Below are 19122 nucleotides of genomic sequence, written 5' to 3'. Positions count from 1 at the left end.
CCGATCAGATCGGCCGGGTCAGGTACACCGCCTCGCGGCCCACGATGGGCTCGCGCGTGGGCATCATCACCGTGCAGTCGTCGCACAGCGCGCGGATCTCGTGCGGGCCATCGGTGGCGATGAGTTCGCCCTGGGCAAACACCTCAAAGCCCTGCACAGGCCGTGTGAAGCGGAAGTCCGGCGTGCGCACCATGCAGGTCTCCAGCAGTTCATAGCGGCGCTGCGGGCCTGGCGCGGGGCGGTTGGCAGCAGCTTCGACCAGCCCGAAATGCGCCAGAAAATCCAGCGCCACGGCCGTGGCCACGTCGGCCGCCGACTGGCGGAAATGCTGGCCACACTCCACCACCAAAGCCACCCCATCGCTCTCAGCCAGCCCATGGCGGCCGTGCTGGATGAGCGGCGTGCCCGAGCCCAGCCCGCTGGGCATCACCAGGTGCACGGGCGGGCGGCCAATGGCCAACGCCACCTGGGCATTGCGCGGATAGGCCGGGTACACCCAGAAAGGCTGTACGTCCTGGCTGGTGGAGTGGATGTCCAGGATGTGATCGGCCGCAGCCACCACCGGGCGCAGCGCACGGGCGCGGTCCAGCTCGGGGCTTGCGGCCGTGCCGTCCAGTTCACCGGCGGACCAGATGCGGTTGAGGTTGTGCACCAGCTGGCGGCTTTCAAACGGACGGGTCGGATCAAACGATGCATACGCCGCCACGTTGGCAAAGCTGATGGTCAGCGTGCCAATCCGCGGGCGCACGCCCGTGTCCAGCAGGTGCGTGGCCGCCACCATGCCGCAGATCTCGTTGCCATGCGTGAGCGCATTGATGAGCACGTGGGGGCCTGGCTGGCCCGATTCAAAACGGTGCACGTAGTCGATGCCCACATTGCCCTGGCGGTAGGCAGACAGGTCGCGGGGAAGGACTTCGAAAACGGGAGAGTTTTGCGTCATGGCGGGCAATTAGTAAGACAACACATCATTCTCCGCGCAAAGCAAAAACCCCATGGCGCGCGGTGTACGATGCCCCGCCCGTTGTTCCACCGCCCCGCCGCACCATGCCCACTGCCCGACTTTGCCCGCTGGCCGATGTGGCCGCCCGACTGCCCGCCGACAGCTGGATCGCCCAGCGCCTTGCAGAGGACCCGGATGCGTTGACCACGGAAACCGTGCTCTGCATCACCGGCGATGCGCAGGTGCCCGAGCTGCACCTGGATGCGCCCCTGGCCAGCGGCAGCCCGCTGCGGACGCTGCTGCAGGGCGGCAACAACACCAACCAAGCTCCCACGGGCCAGCCCTTTCTGATCCTGATCGAAGGCCATCTGCAGATCGACGGCGCGCTCACCTGCGACGACACCGATGGCGCCACGCACCTGGTCGTACTGGGCGACGCGCGCATGCACAACGCCGTGGTGGGCGGCGAGCTGCTTTATGTGCAGGGCGCGCTGCAAGTGGCCGACCTGCTGTGGGGCGACTACAACCACGGCGGGCTCACCGTGCGTGGCGGGCTCACGGCGCGGGTGGCACTGTTCACGGATGAATACCCCGTAGACATCACCGGGCCCGAACAGGTGGAGTTCCTCATGGACGAGGTGCGCGGCGTGCCGCACCTGGCGGAGTTCTCCAGCGAAATCGTAGGCATCGTGTTCCTGCCTGAGTTCCATGACGGCATCGACGATGGCGAAAGCGGCGTCAGCTACGTGCTGGACCGCGCCCGCGTGGTGGCCGCCGTGCGCGCGGGCGAGAACGCCACGCGCACCAGCGCCGAGATCCACGCGCTGATGCCCCTGGAGGCAGACCTGTTCGCCGATGAGGCCATCAGCGTGCGCAACATCCTGGCAGCCGTGCACACGCCCGTGATCGGCCCCAAGGAGCACACGGCCACCGGGTGGTTTCAGCAGACTGATTTTTCGCTGTGCCAGCGGCATGTGGACGCCGATGGCGACCAGCGCGATGACAACGTGTTCATCACCGTCTGGAAGACCTGGGACTTTTACCTCTCGGTGGCGCAAGTGCCCGAACGCCAGGGGCTGCTGGCGCGCCTGGCCGCCGCCGTGCGGGGCCGCAAGGTGCCCACCACCGCGCAGCTCACGCTGGTGTACCGCGGCTATAGCGACGGCGAGCCCGGCGAATGGCTGCCCCTGGCACCCGACACCGCCCCCGAAGCCTGGCAGGCCTGCACGCTGGCCTGGCGCGGCGTGTTGGACTACCTGCGCAAGGCCGTGGGCCAGCACCGCGCCCGTTACCCGCTGTACCAGCGCCTGGTGGCCGAGCTGACCGCAGAGCGCATCGAAGAATTTACCTCCCTGCCTGTGTTCACCGAGCGCTACAACGACTGGTGGGACAGCGACAAGAACGGCTGGTGGGAAGGCGACGTGTGGGTGGGCGCACGCCAGCCCTGCATGCACGAAGGCGAGCCTTGGGGCCGCGCCCTCAAGCTCAGCTGGGAAAACGGCGACGAAGCCCCCGGCGACGAAGACGACAACGCCCACAGCGCCTACCAGATCAACGTGGAAGCCGCGCTGGACGGGCCTGCCGTGGTGGAGTTCACCTATGCGCAGCGCCAGAGCGATGCCCGCGCCACCCTGCCCCGCAGCGCCGCCGACCACATAACGCGGCTGCTGCGTTTTTACGGCGCGGTCCAATTGCGCGTACGCGATCAGCACGAACAGGAGCAGGCCCGTCAGGCCGAGGCGCGGCGCATCGAAGCCGCCGTGCACCTGCTGGCCACGCCCCCGCTGGCGCCCGACCTGCCCGATGCAGCGGTCTTCCCTGTCGAGCTGATGACGCTGTCCGACCAATGGCAGGCCGATGGGCAAAGCTATGTAGCCGCCATCCGCGCGCACCAGCTCGCACTGGATTCGGCCGAAGTGCAGGAAGGCAACGGCGATACCGAAGAAGAACAAGAAGAAAACGAAGACAGCGACCTGCCCTCCGACCCGCGCAAGGCGGCCGCAGCCACCGTGCTGCAGCTGGCCCGCGTGGTCAACACCCACGCCGACGAAGACCTGGCCGACCGCTTTCGCCAGCGCTTTGCATTTGCCCCCGACGCCTTCGTGCGGCACGCCGCCGATGCGGGCCGCTTCATCGGCCCGGTGTTCGCGCTGGACGACGGCCGCGTGCTGGCGCGCATCGGCGCCCCCTACGACGACACGGCGCACTGGGTGGCCCTGCAGGGCCTGCGGCACATCCCCTTGCCCGCACTGCGCGGCCTCGGCCGCTCGCCCAACCGGCGCTGCTTTGCGCAAAGCGACGGCGAGCATGTCACCACGCACGATGGTTTTGACGGCCCCGTCATCGCCCGCTTTGCCCTGCCCCAGGGCAACGAAGCACTGCCAGCTCAGGTGGTGGTATCGCCCGGCCCCCTGGGCCAGCGCTGCGACGAGCTGATCCCCTTCAACGACGGCCAGCGTGTGCTGCTGCGCAACCCCACGGGCGTCTATCTGTTGCACGCCGAGGGTGCCGCGGGAGCCAGCAGCCCCGTGCAGCGCATCCACCCGCAAACCTTTGACGAAGACGGCCCCTACACCTGGCCCAAGAACCAGCAGGACGAATCGGTGAACGGCGCCGAGGTCACGATGCTGGCGCTCGACATGCTGCACATGGCCCTGTCACCGGACGAGCGCTACATCGCTGTGGGCGACCAGGACAGCGTGCACATCCTGCTGAACGCCCGAGGCCAGGTGGTGCGCCGCTACGAGCCCCTGTCGTCCTACCCGCACCACACCACCTTTTCACACGACGGCACGCAGCTGTTGGCCAACTCCTGCCACTTCTACGGGGGCTGCACGCTGGCCGCGCCAGTGAGTGAAGCGTTGCCAGACCTCGCGGCAGACAGTGGAGAAGAAGAAACACACGGAGCCCCGGCCATCAACACCCAGTGGCGCGTGTATGCATCTGCCACCCTGCCGGGCATGGTGGTGCTGGGCGATGCCAATGGCTACCTGCACGCCCTCAGCGACGAAGGATGCCCGCTGTGGCGCCACCACATCGGCAGCACCATCAGCGCCATGGACATATCGCCCGACGGCAGCACCCTGTGGGCCGCCAGCTACGGCGGCTACCTGGTGCACCTGGAGCGCGTGGAGACGGGGATGGACCCTTATTCCATCGGCACATCGCCGTATGCGGAGGTGCGGCGGTGGATCTTCTGGAGCGATGAAACCGGGCCGTTGCGGTGGTAGGCGATGTGACCGTACTCGTCGGAAGTTAACGCTGCCTTGGGCGTGGCCATTGAACGTGGACTAGGTCGGAGATGCACCGGACTCCCACCCTCCCCCCAGTGCTTTGAAGATGGCCACTGCCGAACGGGCAGATTCCGTCTGCGCCTGTACACGCGCATCGGCAGCCCGGAGCAAGGTCTCATCGGCGTGCAGGACTTCGATCATGCTGACAACGCCTTTTTGGTAGGCCGAGAACGACGCTGCGCGAGCGCGATCCAGCGAATCGACACCGGCCTTCAACACCAAAACTTGCTCCTGGCGCCTGGAAAACGCGGAGAGCGAGTTTTCCACATCTTCCGTGGCCCGCAGCGCCGCCAATCGGTAGGCGGCCAGCATCTCTGCCTCCTGGCCCTTGGCCTGCTCTATCTGCGCATTGATGCGCGCGAAGTCGAAAAGGCGCCAGCGCAGCCCGAGCACGCCTGTGGCCTGGCTGGCGCCGCCCGAGAACAGGCTGCCGCTGGACACAGACGTTGCACTCCCCACCAAGCCGCTGAGGGAGAGTTTGGGGTAGTACTCGGAGATGGCGGCGCCAATGCGCGCATTGGATGCAGCCAAGCGGCGCTCCGCAGCGATGAGGTCCGGCCTGCGCCTGAGCAGCTCGCTCGGCGAGCCCGTCGCAATTCCTTGGGGAGTTGCCGGAATGCCGCCCGGCGCGATCAGTTCTGCGCGGTGGGTGCCCGGGGGAGTTCCCAGGATGACATCCATGGCGTTCATTACCGTGTCCAAGGAAGCGTCCAGCACCGGGATCGCTGCTTGCGCCTGCGAGAGCGACCCCTCCGCCTGGCTCACCTGGAGCTCTGCCGCAAGACCCTTACTGTGCAGCAGCCTGACGTTGGACAGCAGGTCGTGTTGCGTCTGCACCTGCTGGCGGGCCACGTCTCGGCGGGCCTGCAGGCCGCGAATCGTGATGTAGATATCTGCGGTCTGTGCCGCCACGGCCAATCGGGTGGCAACAGCACCAGCCTCCGAAGACTGGTATTCGGCGGTGGCCGCCTCCCGCCCCCGGCGCAGGCCGCCAAACACATCCAGCTCCCAGCTTGCGCCCAGGTTTGCCTCGTAAGCGCTGCCATACCGGTCAAAACCCGGCGTCGAACTCAAGACCTGTCCCAAGGGTGTTTGCGTGGACTGATAGGCCCGCGCAGCCTGGCCCGACATGGCTGCGGACGGCAACAGTGCGGCGTCGGCCGCGCCCAGCCCCGCACGCGCCTGGGCGACCCGTGCAGCGGCTTGCGCCAGATCGAGGTTTTGCGCCAGCGCGAGCGACACGAATCGCGTGAGTTGAGGATCGCCAAACGCAGACCACCAGGAGGCCAGTTCGGCGGCGGCCTTCTCTGGCTGTTGATTGCTGCCGGGCTGATCCTGGTAATGCCCAGGCAGGGAAATCTCTGGCCGGACATAGTCCGGCCCCACGGCGCAGCCGGCGGAGAGGCTGGCCACAAGAAGGGCGGCGAGTGTGCGTTTGCGCAGCATGGTTTTTTCGGTCATGGTTCAATTGAATTGTGACCATAATACCAAATAGTCACTCGTTGTCTAGTCACCAAGACTGGCGTAAGCTTTGCCCATGACCAAAACAAGCCATCCCACCGCCGCAGGCCGGGGCCCTGCGGACCACGAGGTGCGAAACCAGATCGTGACTGCCGCCACCGAGCACTTCAGCCGCTACGGCTACGAAAAAACCACCGTGTCCGACTTGGCCAAGGAGATCGGTTTTTCAAAAGCCTATATCTACAAGTTCTTCGAATCCAAGCAGGCCATCGGCGAGATGATTTGCGCCAACTGCCTGAGCGATATCGAGAGCGAGGTCCGGGCGGCCGTGGCCCAGGCCGATCGGCCACCCGAGAAGCTGCGGCGCATGTTCAAAGCCATTGTGGAGTCGAGCCTGCGTCTCTTTTTCCAGGACAGAAAGCTCTACGAGATCGCCACCTCTGCGGCAACCGAACGCTGGCAGTCCACCATCGTGTACGAGGAGCGCCTACAGGCGCTGTTGCGGGATGTCTTGCAGGAAGGCCGGCAGACTGGCGACTTCGAGCGCAAGACGCCGCTGGATGAAACCACTGCAGCCATCCACCTGGTGATGCGCCCCTACCTCAATCCGCTGATCCTGCAGCACAGCCTGGACTACGCCAACGAGGCGCCCACCCAGTTGTCCAGCCTGGTCCTGCGCAGCCTGTCCCCATGAGCGAAAGTTTATTTGTGACTATTGACTAATTTGGTCACAAGAATCACAATGAAAGTCCCGATCCATCTGCACAAGGGACTTTCATGCTTCGGCCTCGCCTCGCCACTCTGTTTCTCATTTCTGCCTTGCCGTTGGCGCTGGTCGCCTGCGGCGAAAAGGCTTCTTCCGATCCACGCACCGAAGCGCCGCTGGTGCGCGCAGCCATTGTTCAAGAGGCCGCAGCTGCCTCCAGGGCGTTCACGGGTACCGTAGCGGCCCGGGTGCAGAGCGACCTGGGCTTTCGCGTCTCGGGCAAGGTGCTGGAACGGCTGGTGGATGCGGGGCAGACCGTCAAACGCGGGCAGCTGCTCATGCGCATCGATGCGGTCGATCTGAAACTGGCCGCCCATGCGCAGCAAGAGGCTGTGGCCGCTGCGCGTGCCCGTGCTCGCCAGACGGCGGACGATGAAGCACGGTACCGCGACCTGCGCGGCACAGGCGCTATCTCCGCTGCGGCCTATGACCAGGTGAAGGCGGCTGCAGACGCAGCCCAGGCGCAGCTCAGTGCGGCCGAAGCCCAGGCGGATGTCTCCCGCAATGCAAGCCGTTATGCCGAGCTGGTGGCAGACGGCGACGGCGTCGTCGTGGAAACGCTGGCCGAACCCGGACAGGTGGTGAGCGCCGGGCAACCGGTGGTCCGCCTGGCCCATGCAGGCCGACGCGAAGCGCTCGTGCAGCTGCCGGAGACTTTGCGCCCCGCCATAGGGTCGCAGGCACAAGCCACCTTGTTTGGCAAGGAGGAGGCCGCCGTCTCGGCCAAGCTGCGACAGCTTTCCAGCTCGGCAGACCGGGTGACGCGCACCTTCGAGGCCCGCTATGTGCTCGAAGGGGATTTGGCCAACGCGCCCCTGGGCACCACGGTGGCGGTTCGCATTCCGGACGAAAAGTCCTCTGCGGCGGCGGGTCTGCAAGTGCCCATCGGCGCCTTGTTCGATGCAGGCAAGGGCCCAGGAGTTTGGGTGCTTCGCGGTGAACCGGCCAAGGTTGCCTGGCAGCCGGTGGCCGTCCAGCGCCTGGACGATGCAGGTGCCTACGTGACGGGCCACATCAAGCCCGGGGAGCGAATCGTCGCACTGGGTGCGCACCTGTTGCGCGAAGGCGAGCAGGTCCGGCTGGCAGATCTTGCGACAGCTGCTCCGAAGGAAGGAGCACGTCCGTGAGCGAAGGCCGTTTGAACCTGTCGGCGCTCGCAGTGCGCGAGCGCGCCATCACCCTGTTCCTGATCCTCCTGATCTCTGCAGCAGGCATTCTCGCGTTCGCCAAACTCGGGCGCGCTGAAGACCCGCCTTTCACCATCAAGCAGATGACGATCGTTACGGCGTGGCCTGGCGCCACGGCCCAGGAGATGCAGGATCAGGTTGCAGAACCCCTGGAAAAGCGCATGCAGGAATTGCGCTGGTACGACCGCACAGAAACCTTTACCCGCCCCGGCCTGGCTTTCACCATGGTGTCGCTGCTGGACAGCGCACCGCCGTCGCAAATGCAGGAGGAGTTCTACCAGGCACGCAAGAAGATCAGCGACGAGGCGAGGAAACTGCCTGCTGGCGTCATCGGCCCTATGGTCAACGACGAATATGCAGATGTGACCTTTGCGCTCTTCGCCCTCAAGGCCAAGGGTGAACCCCAAAGACAGTTGGTCCGCGACGCGGAAGGGTTGCGCCAGCAACTGCTGCATGTGGCGGGCGTCAAGAAAGTCAACATCATTGGGGAACTACCCGAGCGGATCTACGTCTCGTTCTCCCATGATCGCCTGGCCACGCTGGGCGTGGCGCCGCAGGACATTTTTGCCGCGCTCAACAGCCAGAACGTGCTGACGCCCGCAGGCTCCATCGAAACCAAGGGACCACAGATTTTCCTGCGTGTGGATGGCGCGTTCGACACGCTGGAGAAGATCCGGCAGACCCCGATCATCGCGCAGGGGCGGACGCTGAAGCTGTCGGATGTGGCGACTATCGAGCGCGGCTATGAAGACCCCGCAACCTTCCTGGTGCGCAACGGCGGCGAGCCAGCCCTGCTGCTGGGCGTCGTGATGCGCGACGACTGGAACGGGCTCGATCTGGGCAAAGCGCTGGAGGCCGAGGTCACCAAGATCAATGCAGAACTCCCCATGGGCATGACGCTGACCAAGGTGACCGACCAGGCCGTCAACATCAGCTCGGCAGTGGACGAGTTCATGGTCAAGTTTTTCGTCGCCCTGCTCGTCGTGATGGTGGTCTGCTTTGTCAGCATGGGCTGGCGTGTGGGCATCGTCGTGGCAGCCGCCGTGCCGTTGACGCTGGCGGCGGTGTTCGTGATCATGGCCGCCTCTGGCAAGAACTTTGACCGGATCACGCTGGGCTCACTCATCCTGGCCCTGGGCCTGCTGGTGGACGACGCCATCATTGCCATTGAAATGATGGTGGTGAAGATGGAAGAAGGCTACAGCCGTGTGGCGGCCTCGGCCTACGCCTGGAGCCATACGGCAGCCCCCATGCTTTCTGGCACCCTGGTCACAGCCATTGGCTTCATGCCGAATGGTTTCGCACGCTCCACGGCGGGTGAATACACCAGCAACATGTTCTGGATCGTAGGCATTGCATTGATTGCGTCGTGGGTGGTGGCGGTGGTTTTTACGCCTTACCTGGGCGTCAAGCTGTTGCCTGACCTCAAAAAGGTCGAAGGCGGACACGACGCCATTTACGACACACCGCGCTACAACCAGTTCCGCCAGCTGCTTGGCCGCGTCATTGCGCGCAAATGGATTGTTGCAGCCTCCGTCGTCATCCTGTTTGTGGTGTCGGTGCTGGGGATGGCGCTGGTCAAGAAGCAGTTCTTCCCCACGTCCGACCGGCCGGAAGTGCTGGTCGAGGTGCAGATGCCCTATGGCACGTCCATCGAACAAACCAGCGCTGCGACGGCCAAGGTGGAGGCTTGGCTGGCCAAGCAGGAGGAGGCCAAGGTCGTGACCGCCTACATCGGCCAGGGTGCCCCGCGCTTTTTCCTGGCCATGTCGCCCGAGCTGCCGGACCCGTCGTTCGCCAAGATCGTGGTGCTCACCGGCAATGACAAGGAACGGGAAGAGCTCAAATTCAGACTGCGCCATGCGGTGGCAGATGGCCTGGCGCCCGAGGCACGGGTGCGTGTCACGCAAATCGTGTTTGGCCCGCCTTCGCCCTTCCCCGTGGCTTACCGCGTCATGGGGCCCGATCTGGACAAGCTGCGCGAGATTTCCGCCGAGGTCGAGGCGGTCCTGCAGGCCAGCCCGATGATGCGCACCGTCAACACGGACTGGGGCCCGCGTGTTCCGACCTTGCATTTCACACTCGACCAGGACCGCCTGAGCGCCGTGGGACTCAGCTCCAGCTCGGTGGCGCTGCAGCTGCAGTTCCTGCTGAGCGGAGCCCCGTTGACGGAGGTGCGCGAGGATATCCGCTCGGTGCAAGTGATGGGCCGGGCCGCCGGTGATGTCCGTCTCGACCCCGCGAAGATTTCGGGCCTGTCGCTGGTGGGATCGAGCGGGCAGCGCATTCCGCTGTCGCAGGTGGGCAAGGTCGATGTGCGCATGGAAGATCCCATCCTGCGTCGGCGTGACCGCACGCCGACGATCACGGTGCGCGGCGACATTGCCGAAGGTTTGCAGCCTCCGGACGTATCCACGGCCATCACCCAGCAACTGAAGCCCCTCATGGACAAGCTGCCTGGCGGCTACCGCATCGTGGAAGCAGGCTCTATCGAGGAAGCCGGCAAGGCGACGGTCGCCATGCTGCCAATCTTCCCGATCATGCTGGCAGCCACCCTGCTCATCATCATCCTGCAGGTTCGCTCCATCTCAGGGATGGTCATGGTCTTCCTGACCAGCCCGCTGGGCCTGATCGGCGTGGTGCCGACACTGCTGTTGTTTCAACAGCCCTTTGGCATCAATGCGCTGGTTGGCCTGATCGCGTTGTCCGGCATTCTGATGCGCAACACACTCATCCTGATCGGACAGATCCGCGAAAACGAAGACGCCGGACTGGACCCCTTCCGCGCCGTGGTGGAAGCCACCGTGCAACGTGCCCGCCCGGTGATCCTCACCGCCCTGGCCGCGATCCTGGCGTTCATCCCGCTGACGCACTCCGTGTTCTGGGGAACGTTGGCCTACACCTTGATCGGCGGCACGCTGGCCGGCACGGTACTGACGCTCGTTTTCCTGCCCGCGATGTATTCGATCTGGTTCGGCATCCGGCCCGTTCGCTCAGCCCCCGCATCTGCATCTATCTGATTCCCCTTGCGAATCTCACTATCAAAGGAACTGCCATGTCGAAATCCAAAGTTGTCGTTGTTACCGGCGTGTCCTCCGGCATCGGTCGTGCTGCCGCCATGAAGTTTGCCGAACAGGGCTGCCGGGTTTTCGGCACCGTGCGCAACACCGCCAAAGCGCACGCCATTCCCAACGTGACGCTCGTTGAGATGGACATCCGCGACGAAATGTCCGTTGAAAGCGGCATCCAGACCATCATCGCGCAAGCCCAACGCATCGACGTGCTGGTCAACAGCGCGGGGGTGACTCTGCTGGGCGCTGCGGAAGAAACATCTGTGGAGGAGGCTCAGAAGCTGTTTGACACGAACCTCTTTGGCGTCTTGCGCGTGATCAAGGCAGTGTTGCCGCACATGCGCGGGCAGCGCTCTGGCCGCATCGTCAATGTGAGTTCGGTGCTCGGATTTTTGCCCGCGCCCTACATGGCTCTCTATTCGGCGTCCAAGCACGCCGTTGAAGGGCTGGCTGAAACGCTGGACCACGAAGTGCGCCAATTCGGTATCCGCGTCTCGCTGGTCGAGCCCTCCTTCACCAAGACCAACCTGGATCTGAACGCGCCCCAAACGGTGGCCCGGATTGCTGACTACAGCAAGGAGCTGGACGTCGTGTCGCAAGCGATCCAGAGCAACGTGCAGAAGGCGCCCCCGCCCCAGGGCGTGGCCGACACCATCGTCCGTGCCGCGCTGGGGACTTGGAAAATGCGCCACACACCCAAGGGTGAAGCGTCGATGCTGGCCAAACTGCGCCGCTTCATGCCCGCAGGCCCTGTCGGGAAGGGCTTGCGCAAGTCATTCGGGCTTGCGTGACGGCTCATGCCGATACCCCATACAACCACCGCAGGTCCCGCCCCCGCAAGGGCGGCCGCAGATGGAGTACCGAATTACGCAACGGGAGACAAGCATGAATGACGATCAAAAGGCATTGGTCTGGGCCCTTCAGCAGTCGGAAGCGGCTCAACGCATGCGTGATGGCGGTGGCGGGCCTGGGCACGCGCGGGCGGAGCAGATTGAGGGGATGAATGGACAGGACCTTCAGGAATCCATGCGTCCTTTTCGTCGGCGGGCGCAGCAAATCACACATCGCATCTCAAAAATGCGGCCCAGGCCCCTCCTCTGCAAGCGCATCCTGCGCATTGCGCAGCGGGCAGACCTTGAGCGACAAACAACCGCAGCCAATGCAGCCATCCAGCTGGTCACGCAGCGCCGTCAGCGTGCGGATGCGCTCGTCCAGATCGTCGCGCCAGCGGGCGGACAGGCGGCGCCAGTCGGCCACCGTGGGCGTGCGCCCGGCGGGCAGCGCCTGCAAGGCCTCGGCGATGGCGGCCAGCGGCACGCCCATGCGCTGCGCCACCTTGATCACCGCCACGCGGCGCAGCACGGAGCGCGGGTAGCGCCGCTGGTTGCCCGCATTGCGCACGCTGGCGATCAGCCCGCGCGATTCATAAAAATGCAGGGCCGACACGGCCAGCCCGCTGCGGCTGGCGACCTCGCCCACCGACAGCTCGGATTTTTCGCACAGCTCGGACGGGTCAGCCAGCGCGTGCGCTACCACGCGGGCAACGGGAATGCGAGGCTTGCCTGGTTTCACAACAGCTTCTGCAAGGGCTTTCTTCACGGCGATTGACCTCAATTTAACTTGAGGTTTGATACTAACCCACGAAGCCCTTGCAACCGCCGCCGATGCCGCTGCGACTGCGGTCGCCCAGGCTTTCCGGCAATTCCACCTTGGGTTTCACCTTCACATCCCCTCTCAGGATTTCTGCACCATGCGCCTTGATACCGCAACAACCCAGCACCCCGCCACGGCAACTTCCACGCTGCGCTTCATCAACCCGCCGGGCCTGTACGACCCGCGTGCCAATGGCTACACCCATGTGGTGGTGGCGCCCGCCCCGGCACGCACTGTCTTTGTGGCGGGCCAAGGTGGCGAGAACGCGGCGGGCCAGCTGCCTGCCAACTTTGGCGAGCAGCTGCGCCAGGCGTTCACCAACCTGCGTATCGCATTGGCAGGCGCGGGGGCCAGCGTGCACGATGTGGCCAAGCTCACCGTGCTGGTGGTGGACCACACCGAGCAGCGGCTGGCGCTGTTCAGCCAGGCGGTGCGCAGCCTGTGGCCCGATGGGGCGGCACCAGCCTGCACGCTGATCCCGGTGCCCCGGCTGGCGCTCGACGGCATGCTGATTGAAATCGAGGCCACAGCAGTGATGCAGGCATGAGCTGTGCATGCACACCACCCCAGGCAACCACTGTCCCCAAGATGAGCACTCCACCGCACTCCCGCTCCGCATCCACCACACCGCCCAGCACGCCCCGCGCAGAGGCGCCAGGCCTCAGCACGCCGGTGCTGCTGCTCATGGCCGTGGCCTGCGGGTTGTGCGCGGGCAGCAATTACTTCAACCAGCCCCTTCTGCACTCCATTGCCACGCAGTTGCAGGTGCGTGACGCCTCGGCGGCGCTCATCGTCACGCTGGCGCAGGTGGCCTACGCGGCGGGTTTGTTGTTTTTGGTGCCGCTGGGTGACATGCTGGAGCGGCGGCGGCTCATCACCACGCTGATGTTGCTGGCGGCCCTGGGGCTGTTCACCAGCGGGTTTGCGGGCAGCTACACCCTGCTGGCGCTGGGCACGGTGCTGACGGGGCTGTTCTCGGTGGCTGCGCAGGTGCTGGTGCCGTTGGCGGCCACGCTGGCTGCGCCGGGCCGCAGTGGGCGCGCGGTGGGGCTGGTGATGAGCGGGCTGCTTGTAGGCATTCTGGCGGCGCGCAGTGTGGCAGGACTGCTGTCTGAACTGGGTGGCTGGACGCTGGTGTACCGCGTGGCGGGCGTGGCCATGGTGGCCGTGGCGCTGGCGCTGTGGTGGGCAATGCCCCGCTCGCGAAACGCTGGGCGGGCCCAGGGGTATGGCCAGGTGCTGCGCTCTCTGGGCACGCTGGCCCTGCGCCACCCTCGGCTGCGCAGCCGGGCCTTGCTGGGTGGGCTGTCGTTTGCGTCGGTCAGCGTGTTGTTCTCCACCATGGCGCTGTTGCTGGCGGGGCCTGCCCACCGCCTGGGCGATGCGGGCATCGGCCTGGTGGGGCTGGCGGGCGTGGCCGGTGCGCTCATGGCCAATGTGGCGGGCCGCATGGCCGACCGTGGTCAGGCCCAGGTGGCCACGGCCGTTTCGGTGGGGTTGCTGCTGCTGGGCTGGGGCGCGCTCTGGCTGGGCGCCACCAGCCTGGTGTGGTTTGTAGTGGGCATGCTGGTGGTGGACCTGGCGCTGCAGGGCGTGCACATCAGCAATCAGAACGTGATCTACCGGCTGGACCCCACGGCCCGTGCGCGCATCAACGCGGTGTACATGACCAGTTACTTCACCGGCGCGGCCAGCGGGTCGGCGCTCGGGTCTGTGGCCTGGCTGTGGGGCGGTTGGGGCGCCACCTGTGCGCTGGGTGGGGGCATCGCGGTGCTCAACGCCCTGGCGCTGGCGCATGACCAGCGCCTGGCTCTGCGAGCGCATCCTGCGGCAGCGAACCCCGCTGCGGCGCAGCCCGCCATACGCTGAAAGGGGCCGGTTTGTGACGTACCATCCCGGCACGGTCCCATTCCGAGACCTTTACAGGAGGCACCATGGCCAAAGGCGAACAACGCAGCAACAAGATGGCAAAGAAACCCAAGAAGGACACTTCGCTGCCCAAGGAAAGCGGCGGCTCTGACCGCCCCATGCCACCGGTGACCGCCGTCATCCCGCGTGGCAAAGAGAAGAACAAGTAAGTCACCCAGCACCCGCAGGCCGTTGCGCTGAGGCGCGCATGCGCCAACAAGCCGTTTGCTATCATAAAAATAGCTGCCAGCGCTTTACCAATAAGCGCTGGCAGCTATTTTTTTCTTGAAATTCAGCCTTCATCCTCCACGGTGGCGGTGCCCACCAGCGCTGCACGGGCCAGCCAGTCGGTGTCGGGCTCGGGGCGCCCGAAGAGGTAGCCCTGGTACACGATGTCGGGAGCGCGTTGGCTCAGGAAATCCGCCTGGTCGCGGGTCTCGACCCCTTCCGCCACCACGCGCAGGCCGAAGTGGCGGGCCACCGACAGGATGCCTTCCACCAGCACGCCATCGTCGGCATTGGTGGGTGCGTCGCGCACAAAGGAGCGGTCGATCTTGATCTCCTGGATCGGCAGGCGCTTGAGATAGGCCAGCGACGAATAGCCCGTGCCAAAGTCGTCCAGCGACATGTCCACCCCCAGCGCCGCCAGCTCGCCCATCTTGGCCACGGCGTCGTCAAAATCGTCGATCACCAAGCCTTCGGTCACCTCCAGCGTGAGCAGGCGCGGGTCGGCGCCGCTGGCAGCCAGCATGGCGCGCAGCTGCGGCACAAAACCCGCCTGCCGGAACTGCCGGGCACTCAGGTTGACCGACAGCCGCAGTCGCCGCTCCTGAAACAATGGCTGCGCCAGCAGCGCGCAGGCATGGGAGAGTACCCAGCCGCCCAGGCTCACGATGAGGTCTGACTCCTCCGCCACCGGGATGAACACCCCCGGCGCCACCAGGCCGTCGCGCGGATGCTGCCAGCGCACCAGCACCTCAGCCCCGGTGATCTGGCCCAACACGTCTACCTGCGACTGCAGGTACAGCCGCAGCTCGCCCGCGCCGATGGCCTGGCGCAGCTCGCGCTCCACGCGAAAGCGCTGCTCGGCCGCCTCGCCCATGCCCTGCTCGAAGAAGGCCGCCCGCCCACCACCGGCCTGCTTGGCGCGGTGCAGCGCCGTGCCTGCACGGCGCAGGGCGTCGTGCGCAACATCGTTGGCGCTTTGCGGATAGAGCGTGATGCCCACGCTCGCACCCAGCTGGGCTTCTTCGGTGTCGTTGTCTTGCAGGTGCAGCGGCCGCAGCAACGCTGTCTGCAGCTTTTCGGCAAAGGCCAGGGCACGCCGGCCCGCCAGCGAGGCATCGGCGCCCAGGCCGTGGAGCACCACGGCAAATTCGTCGCCCGCCACACGCACCAGCAGGCCCTGGGGGGGCAGTATCTCGGACAGGCGCAGCGCCACGGCGCACAGCAGGCGGTCGCCCATCTCGCTGCCGCGTGCATCGTTGAAGGTGGTGAAGCGGTCCAGGTCCAGCAGCAGCAGCGCGTGCTGCGTGGTGGGCGGGCGGCCCGCGCGGCCCTGCAGCGCAGACAGTCGCTCCATCAGCGTGAAGCGGTTGGGCAGGCTGGTGAGGCTGTCGAAATGCGCCAGGCGATGAATTTCCTGCGCTGCGCGCTTGCGCTCGGTGACGTCCTGCTTGAGCTCTACATAGTGGCTGATGTGGCCGTCGGGCTGGCGGATGGGGGCCACCACCACGGCCTCGGCAATCTCGGCGCCGTCCTTGCGGCGATTGACCTGCTCGCCCGCCCAGCTCTCGCCGCGTGCCAGGGTGGCGCGCAGGCCGTCCCGCTGCGCGGGCGCCAGGCCATTGCTGGAATAGTCGGCCGATGCCTTGCCCACCACTTCATCGCGCTCATAACCCGTGCGGCGCACGAAGGCGTCATTCACGTACTCGATGTCTTCTTTCAGATCGGTAATAACGATGCTCTCGGGGCTCTGCTCCACCGCCCGCAGCAGCTTGCGCAGTGCAGCCTCGCTGGCAGCCAGGTTGGTAGCGGTCTGCTGCGCCTCCTGCACCCGGCTCATGTAGTTGCGGCGCGACAGCAGCGTGGCCGCTGCTGTCAGCACCAGAATGCCTGCCAGGTACACCGCACCAGCCACCCGGTTGGCCACCTGCACCGGCTTGAACATGCCCTGGATGTCGGCCCAGATGAACCCCAGGAACAGCAGCGCCGTGAGCCCCACCAGTGTCAGGGTGGCCCTGGCCCCCAGCAGCCAGCCGGCCAGCACGATGATCACCGGGTAGTTGAGCAGGTTGGGGCCGTTCACACCGCCATTGCGGGCCGCCACCAACGACACCGATACCCACACGCCCCACACCAGCAGGTGGGCCGCCTGCGTCCAGCGCTGCTGGCGCGCCAGCCACAGCGCTGAGCCCCCCACCAGGCCCGCCACCAGATTGAGCGCCACACGCGCAGGCTGCACGGGGTCGTCAAACATCAGCAGCACACCGATGACGCCACCGAGCAGCATCACGGCCCACCCTGCCACACGCACCAGATGGCGTGTGGTGGCGTCTTCGTGGTCGGGCAGCGGAACAGCGGGGGCTTCGGCCATGGCGACGGGGGTTGCAGGGGGGAAGGCCATCGTAACCGCAGCCTTAGAACCTGTTCAAGTTCTTAGAACCTGTTCAAGATCTTTTCGGGGTCGCACAAGTGCCTTGCCGGGATGGGATGCAAGGCGCGGTGAGCGGCCAATAGCCCGGCTATTGGCAAGCGCCGCAACGCCGCAGACCGCCCGGCAAGGCACTTGCCCGAAGGGTTGGAGTGAAATCGGGCGATTGAATGCCTCGGCTGCTTGCATGGGCATGAGCCCATGCGGCGCATCCGAAGCTTCCACTCATCCCGATTGCACTCCAATGCGATCCCCGAAAAGATCTTGAACAGGTTCTTACGGATCGGCTACCAGCAAAACGCCAGCAGCGGCGGCTACGCAACGCCGACGGCGGGCATCCTGCGCGCCCGCTGGGATGCGCCGGGAACCCGGTCAGTCCGTGCCGTCGTCGCTGCCCGGCGCAGGCTCCCGCACACCCGAGCCCTTGCCTTTGGACTTGGCGCGCGCATCCTTCTTGGCCTGGCGCTTGGCGTCTTCGGCCAGGCCCGCAGCGCGCCAGGCTTCAAACTCGGCGGGCGTCTCCAGCGTGATGCGGCCCAGGATGGCGGTGCGGAAATCCGTCATCACGATCTCGGCTGTCTTTTGCAGGTTGACCTTGCCGCCGCCCAGCATGGCACCGCGTTTGCGGCCAATGGCTTCGAGCAGCTCTTCGTCGTGCATCGTTGCCACGGCCCCCTCGGGCAGGCCCAGTTTGTAGCGAGCCTCCAACAGTGGGGCGTAGTTTTTCTGCAGGCGGCGCAGCAGCTCCAACGCCACCAACTCCTCGTCGTAGGCATTGCGGCCCACCGCGCCGCTGGCGGCCAGGTTGTAGCCGCTTTCGGGCACCACAATGCGCGGCCACAGCATGCCGGGCGTGTCCCACAGGTAGAAGTCGTCGGCCAGGGTGATGCGCTGCTCCAGCTTGGTGATGCCGGCCTCGTCGCCCGTCTTGGCCTGGCGCTTGTTGCTGAGCGTGTTGATGAGCGTGGACTTGCCCACGTTGGGCACGCCGCAGATCAGCACCCGCATGGGCTTGGCCATGCCGCCCCGGTTGGGCGACAGCAGGTGGCACGCGTCAATCAGCTTGCGCGTGGGGGCCGGGTCAGATGCATCGAGCGGCAAGGCGCGCGTGTCGCTCTGGGCGTTGTACCAGTCCACCCACAGCGCCGTGCGCTCGGGGTCGGCCACGTCCTGCTTGTTGAGCACCTTGAGCGTGGGCTTGTGGCCTGTGATCTCGGCCAGCAGCGGGTTGGCGCTGGAGCCGGGCAGGCGCGCGTCCAGCACCTCGATCACCACGTCAATGTCCTTGATGCGTTCGGTGATGGCTTTGCGGGTCAGGTGCATGTGACCGGGGAACCACTGGATGGCCATGCGGGGGGTACTTTCTTCTGTGTTCTAAGGGTGGCAAGGATAATCGCGGTCTTCCTTCTGCCCACGCCCCGGCGTTTTTATCTGCATGCCTGCACCTCTCGACACCCCGCGCAAGCCCAACGCCACCAAGGCCGACAAGGAGCTGCTGTTCAAGAGCGTGACCCTGGCCCTGATTGGCCTGGTCATCTTGCTGGCGCCTCATGTGGCCCGCTCCGCCAGCGTGCGCGATCTGATGAGCCAGGCGGCCCTGGTGGGCTGGTTTGCGCTGGTGCTGGGCATCGCGTTTGGCGTGCAATACGGCCTGCGCCGCGCCAAGGCGGGGCGCCGCCAGCCGTGACAGCGCCTGAACTGATAGACCCAGCCCCGGCGGTGGACGGCGCCACTGCGCAAGCCATGTTCGCGGCGCTGCAGCAGCGCGCGGCTGCTCTGGGCATCACGCTGCGCAACCCGCCGCCCGAGCCCACGACCTGCTGCGGGCGCGGCTGCAACGGCTGCGTGTGGGAAGGGTTTCTGAGCGCCGCCGAATACTGGCGGCAAGAGGCCTTGCTGCAGCTGCAAGACTGACTTTGAAGCGTTTTTGGCTGGTAGCGCCAGTGCAATATGCCTGAGCAGCTATCAATTCAATAGCAGATCAATCGGATCCCGCCCCGCGACCGCGAACTCAGCCCAGCTGCTCCACCGCTATGGACTGCTGGCGCGCAAAGGCTTCAAGGCGGTGCTGGTGGCTTTGCACGTGCTGCACAGCACGCGGACTGACGGTGTGAGTTCAGGTGTGACCGTCAGTGCACAGGCATCTGCGCACTTCGACGTTTTTCCCCAGCACACGAAGACTGCCCAAAG

General features: G+C 65.7%; 15 protein-coding genes. 10 read left to right on the top strand and 5 right to left on the bottom strand.

The features are described from left to right. Positions 1 to 4: 4 nt before the first annotated feature. Positions 5 to 940, bottom strand: coding sequence for a succinylglutamate desuccinylase/aspartoacylase family protein (locus tag C8C94_RS01735; RefSeq protein WP_121419491.1), 936 nt, complete (start codon positions 938 to 940; stop codon positions 5 to 7). A gap of 104 nt (positions 941 to 1044) precedes the next feature. Here C8C94_RS01735 and C8C94_RS01730 point away from each other — a divergent pair, with 104 nt between their 5' ends. Continuing rightward, positions 1045 to 4170 carry a WD40 repeat domain-containing protein gene (locus C8C94_RS01730; RefSeq protein ID WP_121419490.1) on the top strand — a complete coding sequence of 1042 codons (3126 nt, stop codon included), beginning with the start codon at positions 1045 to 1047 and terminating at the stop codon, positions 4168 to 4170. A gap of 60 nt (positions 4171 to 4230) precedes the next feature. Here the strand turns inward: C8C94_RS01730 and C8C94_RS01725 are convergent, their stop codons facing one another. Then, the gene (locus tag C8C94_RS01725; protein ID WP_121422637.1) at positions 4231 to 5679 is read right to left on the bottom strand and encodes an efflux transporter outer membrane subunit; all 1449 of its coding nucleotides are present in this window, start codon (positions 5677 to 5679) and stop codon (positions 4231 to 4233) included. A 91-nt stretch (positions 5680 to 5770) separates the two neighbouring features. Here C8C94_RS01725 and C8C94_RS01720 point away from each other — a divergent pair, with 91 nt between their 5' ends. The 4 genes from C8C94_RS01720 to C8C94_RS01705 all read left to right on the top strand — a co-directional run bounded on the left by C8C94_RS01720 (position 5771) and on the right by C8C94_RS01705 (position 11509). Then, complete coding sequence (locus C8C94_RS01720) at positions 5771 to 6388, top strand: TetR/AcrR family transcriptional regulator (protein ID WP_121419489.1); 618 nt, start codon at positions 5771 to 5773, stop codon at positions 6386 to 6388. Positions 6389 to 6471: 83 nt separating this feature from the next. Next, a complete protein-coding gene (locus tag C8C94_RS01715; RefSeq protein WP_121419488.1) occupies positions 6472 to 7587 on the top strand; it encodes an efflux RND transporter periplasmic adaptor subunit in 1116 nt (371 codons plus the stop codon). Beyond that, positions 7584 to 10667, top strand: coding sequence for an efflux RND transporter permease subunit (locus tag C8C94_RS01710; protein WP_121419487.1), 3084 nt, complete (start codon positions 7584 to 7586; stop codon positions 10665 to 10667). Before C8C94_RS01715 ends, C8C94_RS01710 begins: the two co-directional genes overlap by 4 nt. 35 nt (positions 10668 to 10702) lie before the next feature. Continuing rightward, entirely contained in the window at positions 10703 to 11509 is an 807-nt protein-coding gene (locus C8C94_RS01705) for an oxidoreductase (protein ID WP_121419486.1), read from the top strand. A gap of 280 nt (positions 11510 to 11789) precedes the next feature. On the opposite strand, the gene soxR is transcribed toward C8C94_RS01705, so the two are convergent. After that, complete coding sequence (soxR, locus tag C8C94_RS01700) at positions 11790 to 12254, bottom strand: redox-sensitive transcriptional activator SoxR (RefSeq protein ID WP_305000531.1); 465 nt, start codon at positions 12252 to 12254, stop codon at positions 11790 to 11792. A 214-nt stretch (positions 12255 to 12468) separates the two neighbouring features. Here soxR and C8C94_RS01695 point away from each other — a divergent pair, with 214 nt between their 5' ends. The 3 genes from C8C94_RS01695 (at position 12469) to C8C94_RS25700 (ending at position 14449) form a co-directional block, all read left to right on the top strand. Next, on the top strand, positions 12469 to 12918 hold the full coding sequence (locus C8C94_RS01695) for a RidA family protein (protein ID WP_121419485.1): 450 nt from the start codon (positions 12469 to 12471) through the stop codon (positions 12916 to 12918). 41 nt (positions 12919 to 12959) lie between these two features. Then, on the top strand, positions 12960 to 14240 hold the full coding sequence (locus C8C94_RS01690; RefSeq protein WP_121419484.1) for an MFS transporter: 1281 nt from the start codon (positions 12960 to 12962) through the stop codon (positions 14238 to 14240). A 65-nt stretch (positions 14241 to 14305) separates the two neighbouring features. Next, the gene (locus C8C94_RS25700) at positions 14306 to 14449 is read left to right on the top strand and encodes a hypothetical protein (protein ID WP_199727021.1); all 144 of its coding nucleotides are present in this window, start codon (positions 14306 to 14308) and stop codon (positions 14447 to 14449) included. Positions 14450 to 14571: 122 nt separating this feature from the next. Here C8C94_RS25700 and C8C94_RS01685 read toward each other — a convergent pair whose 3' ends face one another. Both C8C94_RS01685 and ylqF read right to left on the bottom strand, forming a co-directional pair. Further along, positions 14572 to 16875 carry a bifunctional diguanylate cyclase/phosphodiesterase gene (locus tag C8C94_RS01685; protein WP_055398881.1) on the bottom strand — a complete coding sequence of 768 codons (2304 nt, stop codon included), beginning with the start codon at positions 16873 to 16875 and terminating at the stop codon, positions 14572 to 14574. Positions 16876 to 17304: 429 nt separating this feature from the next. Then, positions 17305 to 18282: a ribosome biogenesis GTPase YlqF gene (gene ylqF, locus C8C94_RS01675; RefSeq protein ID WP_121419483.1), complete on the bottom strand. Its 978-nt coding sequence runs from the start codon at positions 18280 to 18282 to the stop codon at positions 17305 to 17307. Between the two features lie 85 nt (positions 18283 to 18367). Between ylqF and C8C94_RS01670 the strand changes: the two genes are divergently transcribed. Both C8C94_RS01670 and C8C94_RS01665 read left to right on the top strand, forming a co-directional pair. Continuing rightward, positions 18368 to 18619, top strand: coding sequence for a hypothetical protein (locus C8C94_RS01670; RefSeq protein ID WP_121419482.1), 252 nt, complete (start codon positions 18368 to 18370; stop codon positions 18617 to 18619). 56 nt (positions 18620 to 18675) lie between these two features. Beyond that, positions 18676 to 18846: an oxidoreductase-like domain-containing protein gene (locus tag C8C94_RS01665; RefSeq protein ID WP_121422635.1), complete on the top strand. Its 171-nt coding sequence runs from the start codon at positions 18676 to 18678 to the stop codon at positions 18844 to 18846. Positions 18847 to 19122 lie beyond the last annotated feature (276 nt).

Source organism: Acidovorax sp. 94, assembly GCF_003634645.1.
Lineage (GTDB): Bacteria > Pseudomonadota > Gammaproteobacteria > Burkholderiales > Burkholderiaceae_C > Acidovorax > Acidovorax facilis.
Note: the sequence above shows the minus strand (reverse complement) of the source record. Positions and strands in the feature narration are given on the sequence as shown.

Bases quoted from the DNA above. Each gene is read 5' to 3' on its own strand.
- C8C94_RS01735 (WP_121419491.1), bottom strand. From the start codon at position 940: ATGACGCAAAACTCTCCCGTTTTCGAAGTCCTTCCCCGCGACCTGTCT.
- C8C94_RS01730 (WP_121419490.1), top strand. From the start codon at position 1,045: ATGCCCACTGCCCGACTTTGCCCGCTGGCCGATGTGGCCGCCCGACTG.
- C8C94_RS01725 (WP_121422637.1), bottom strand. From the start codon at position 5,679: ATGCTGCGCAAACGCACACTCGCCGCCCTTCTTGTGGCCAGCCTCTCC.
- C8C94_RS01720 (WP_121419489.1), top strand. From the start codon at position 5,771: ATGACCAAAACAAGCCATCCCACCGCCGCAGGCCGGGGCCCTGCGGAC.
- C8C94_RS01715 (WP_121419488.1), top strand. From the start codon at position 6,472: ATGCTTCGGCCTCGCCTCGCCACTCTGTTTCTCATTTCTGCCTTGCCG.
- C8C94_RS01705 (WP_121419486.1), top strand. From the start codon at position 10,703: ATGTCGAAATCCAAAGTTGTCGTTGTTACCGGCGTGTCCTCCGGCATC.
- C8C94_RS01695 (WP_121419485.1), top strand. From the start codon at position 12,469: ATGCGCCTTGATACCGCAACAACCCAGCACCCCGCCACGGCAACTTCC.
- C8C94_RS01690 (WP_121419484.1), top strand. From the start codon at position 12,960: ATGAGCACTCCACCGCACTCCCGCTCCGCATCCACCACACCGCCCAGC.
- C8C94_RS25700 (WP_199727021.1), top strand. From the start codon at position 14,306: ATGGCCAAAGGCGAACAACGCAGCAACAAGATGGCAAAGAAACCCAAG.
- C8C94_RS01685 (WP_055398881.1), bottom strand. From the start codon at position 16,875: ATGGCCGAAGCCCCCGCTGTTCCGCTGCCCGACCACGAAGACGCCACC.
- ylqF (WP_121419483.1), bottom strand. From the start codon at position 18,282: ATGGCCATCCAGTGGTTCCCCGGTCACATGCACCTGACCCGCAAAGCC.
- C8C94_RS01670 (WP_121419482.1), top strand. From the start codon at position 18,368: ATGCCTGCACCTCTCGACACCCCGCGCAAGCCCAACGCCACCAAGGCC.
- C8C94_RS01665 (WP_121422635.1), top strand. From the start codon at position 18,676: ATGTTCGCGGCGCTGCAGCAGCGCGCGGCTGCTCTGGGCATCACGCTG.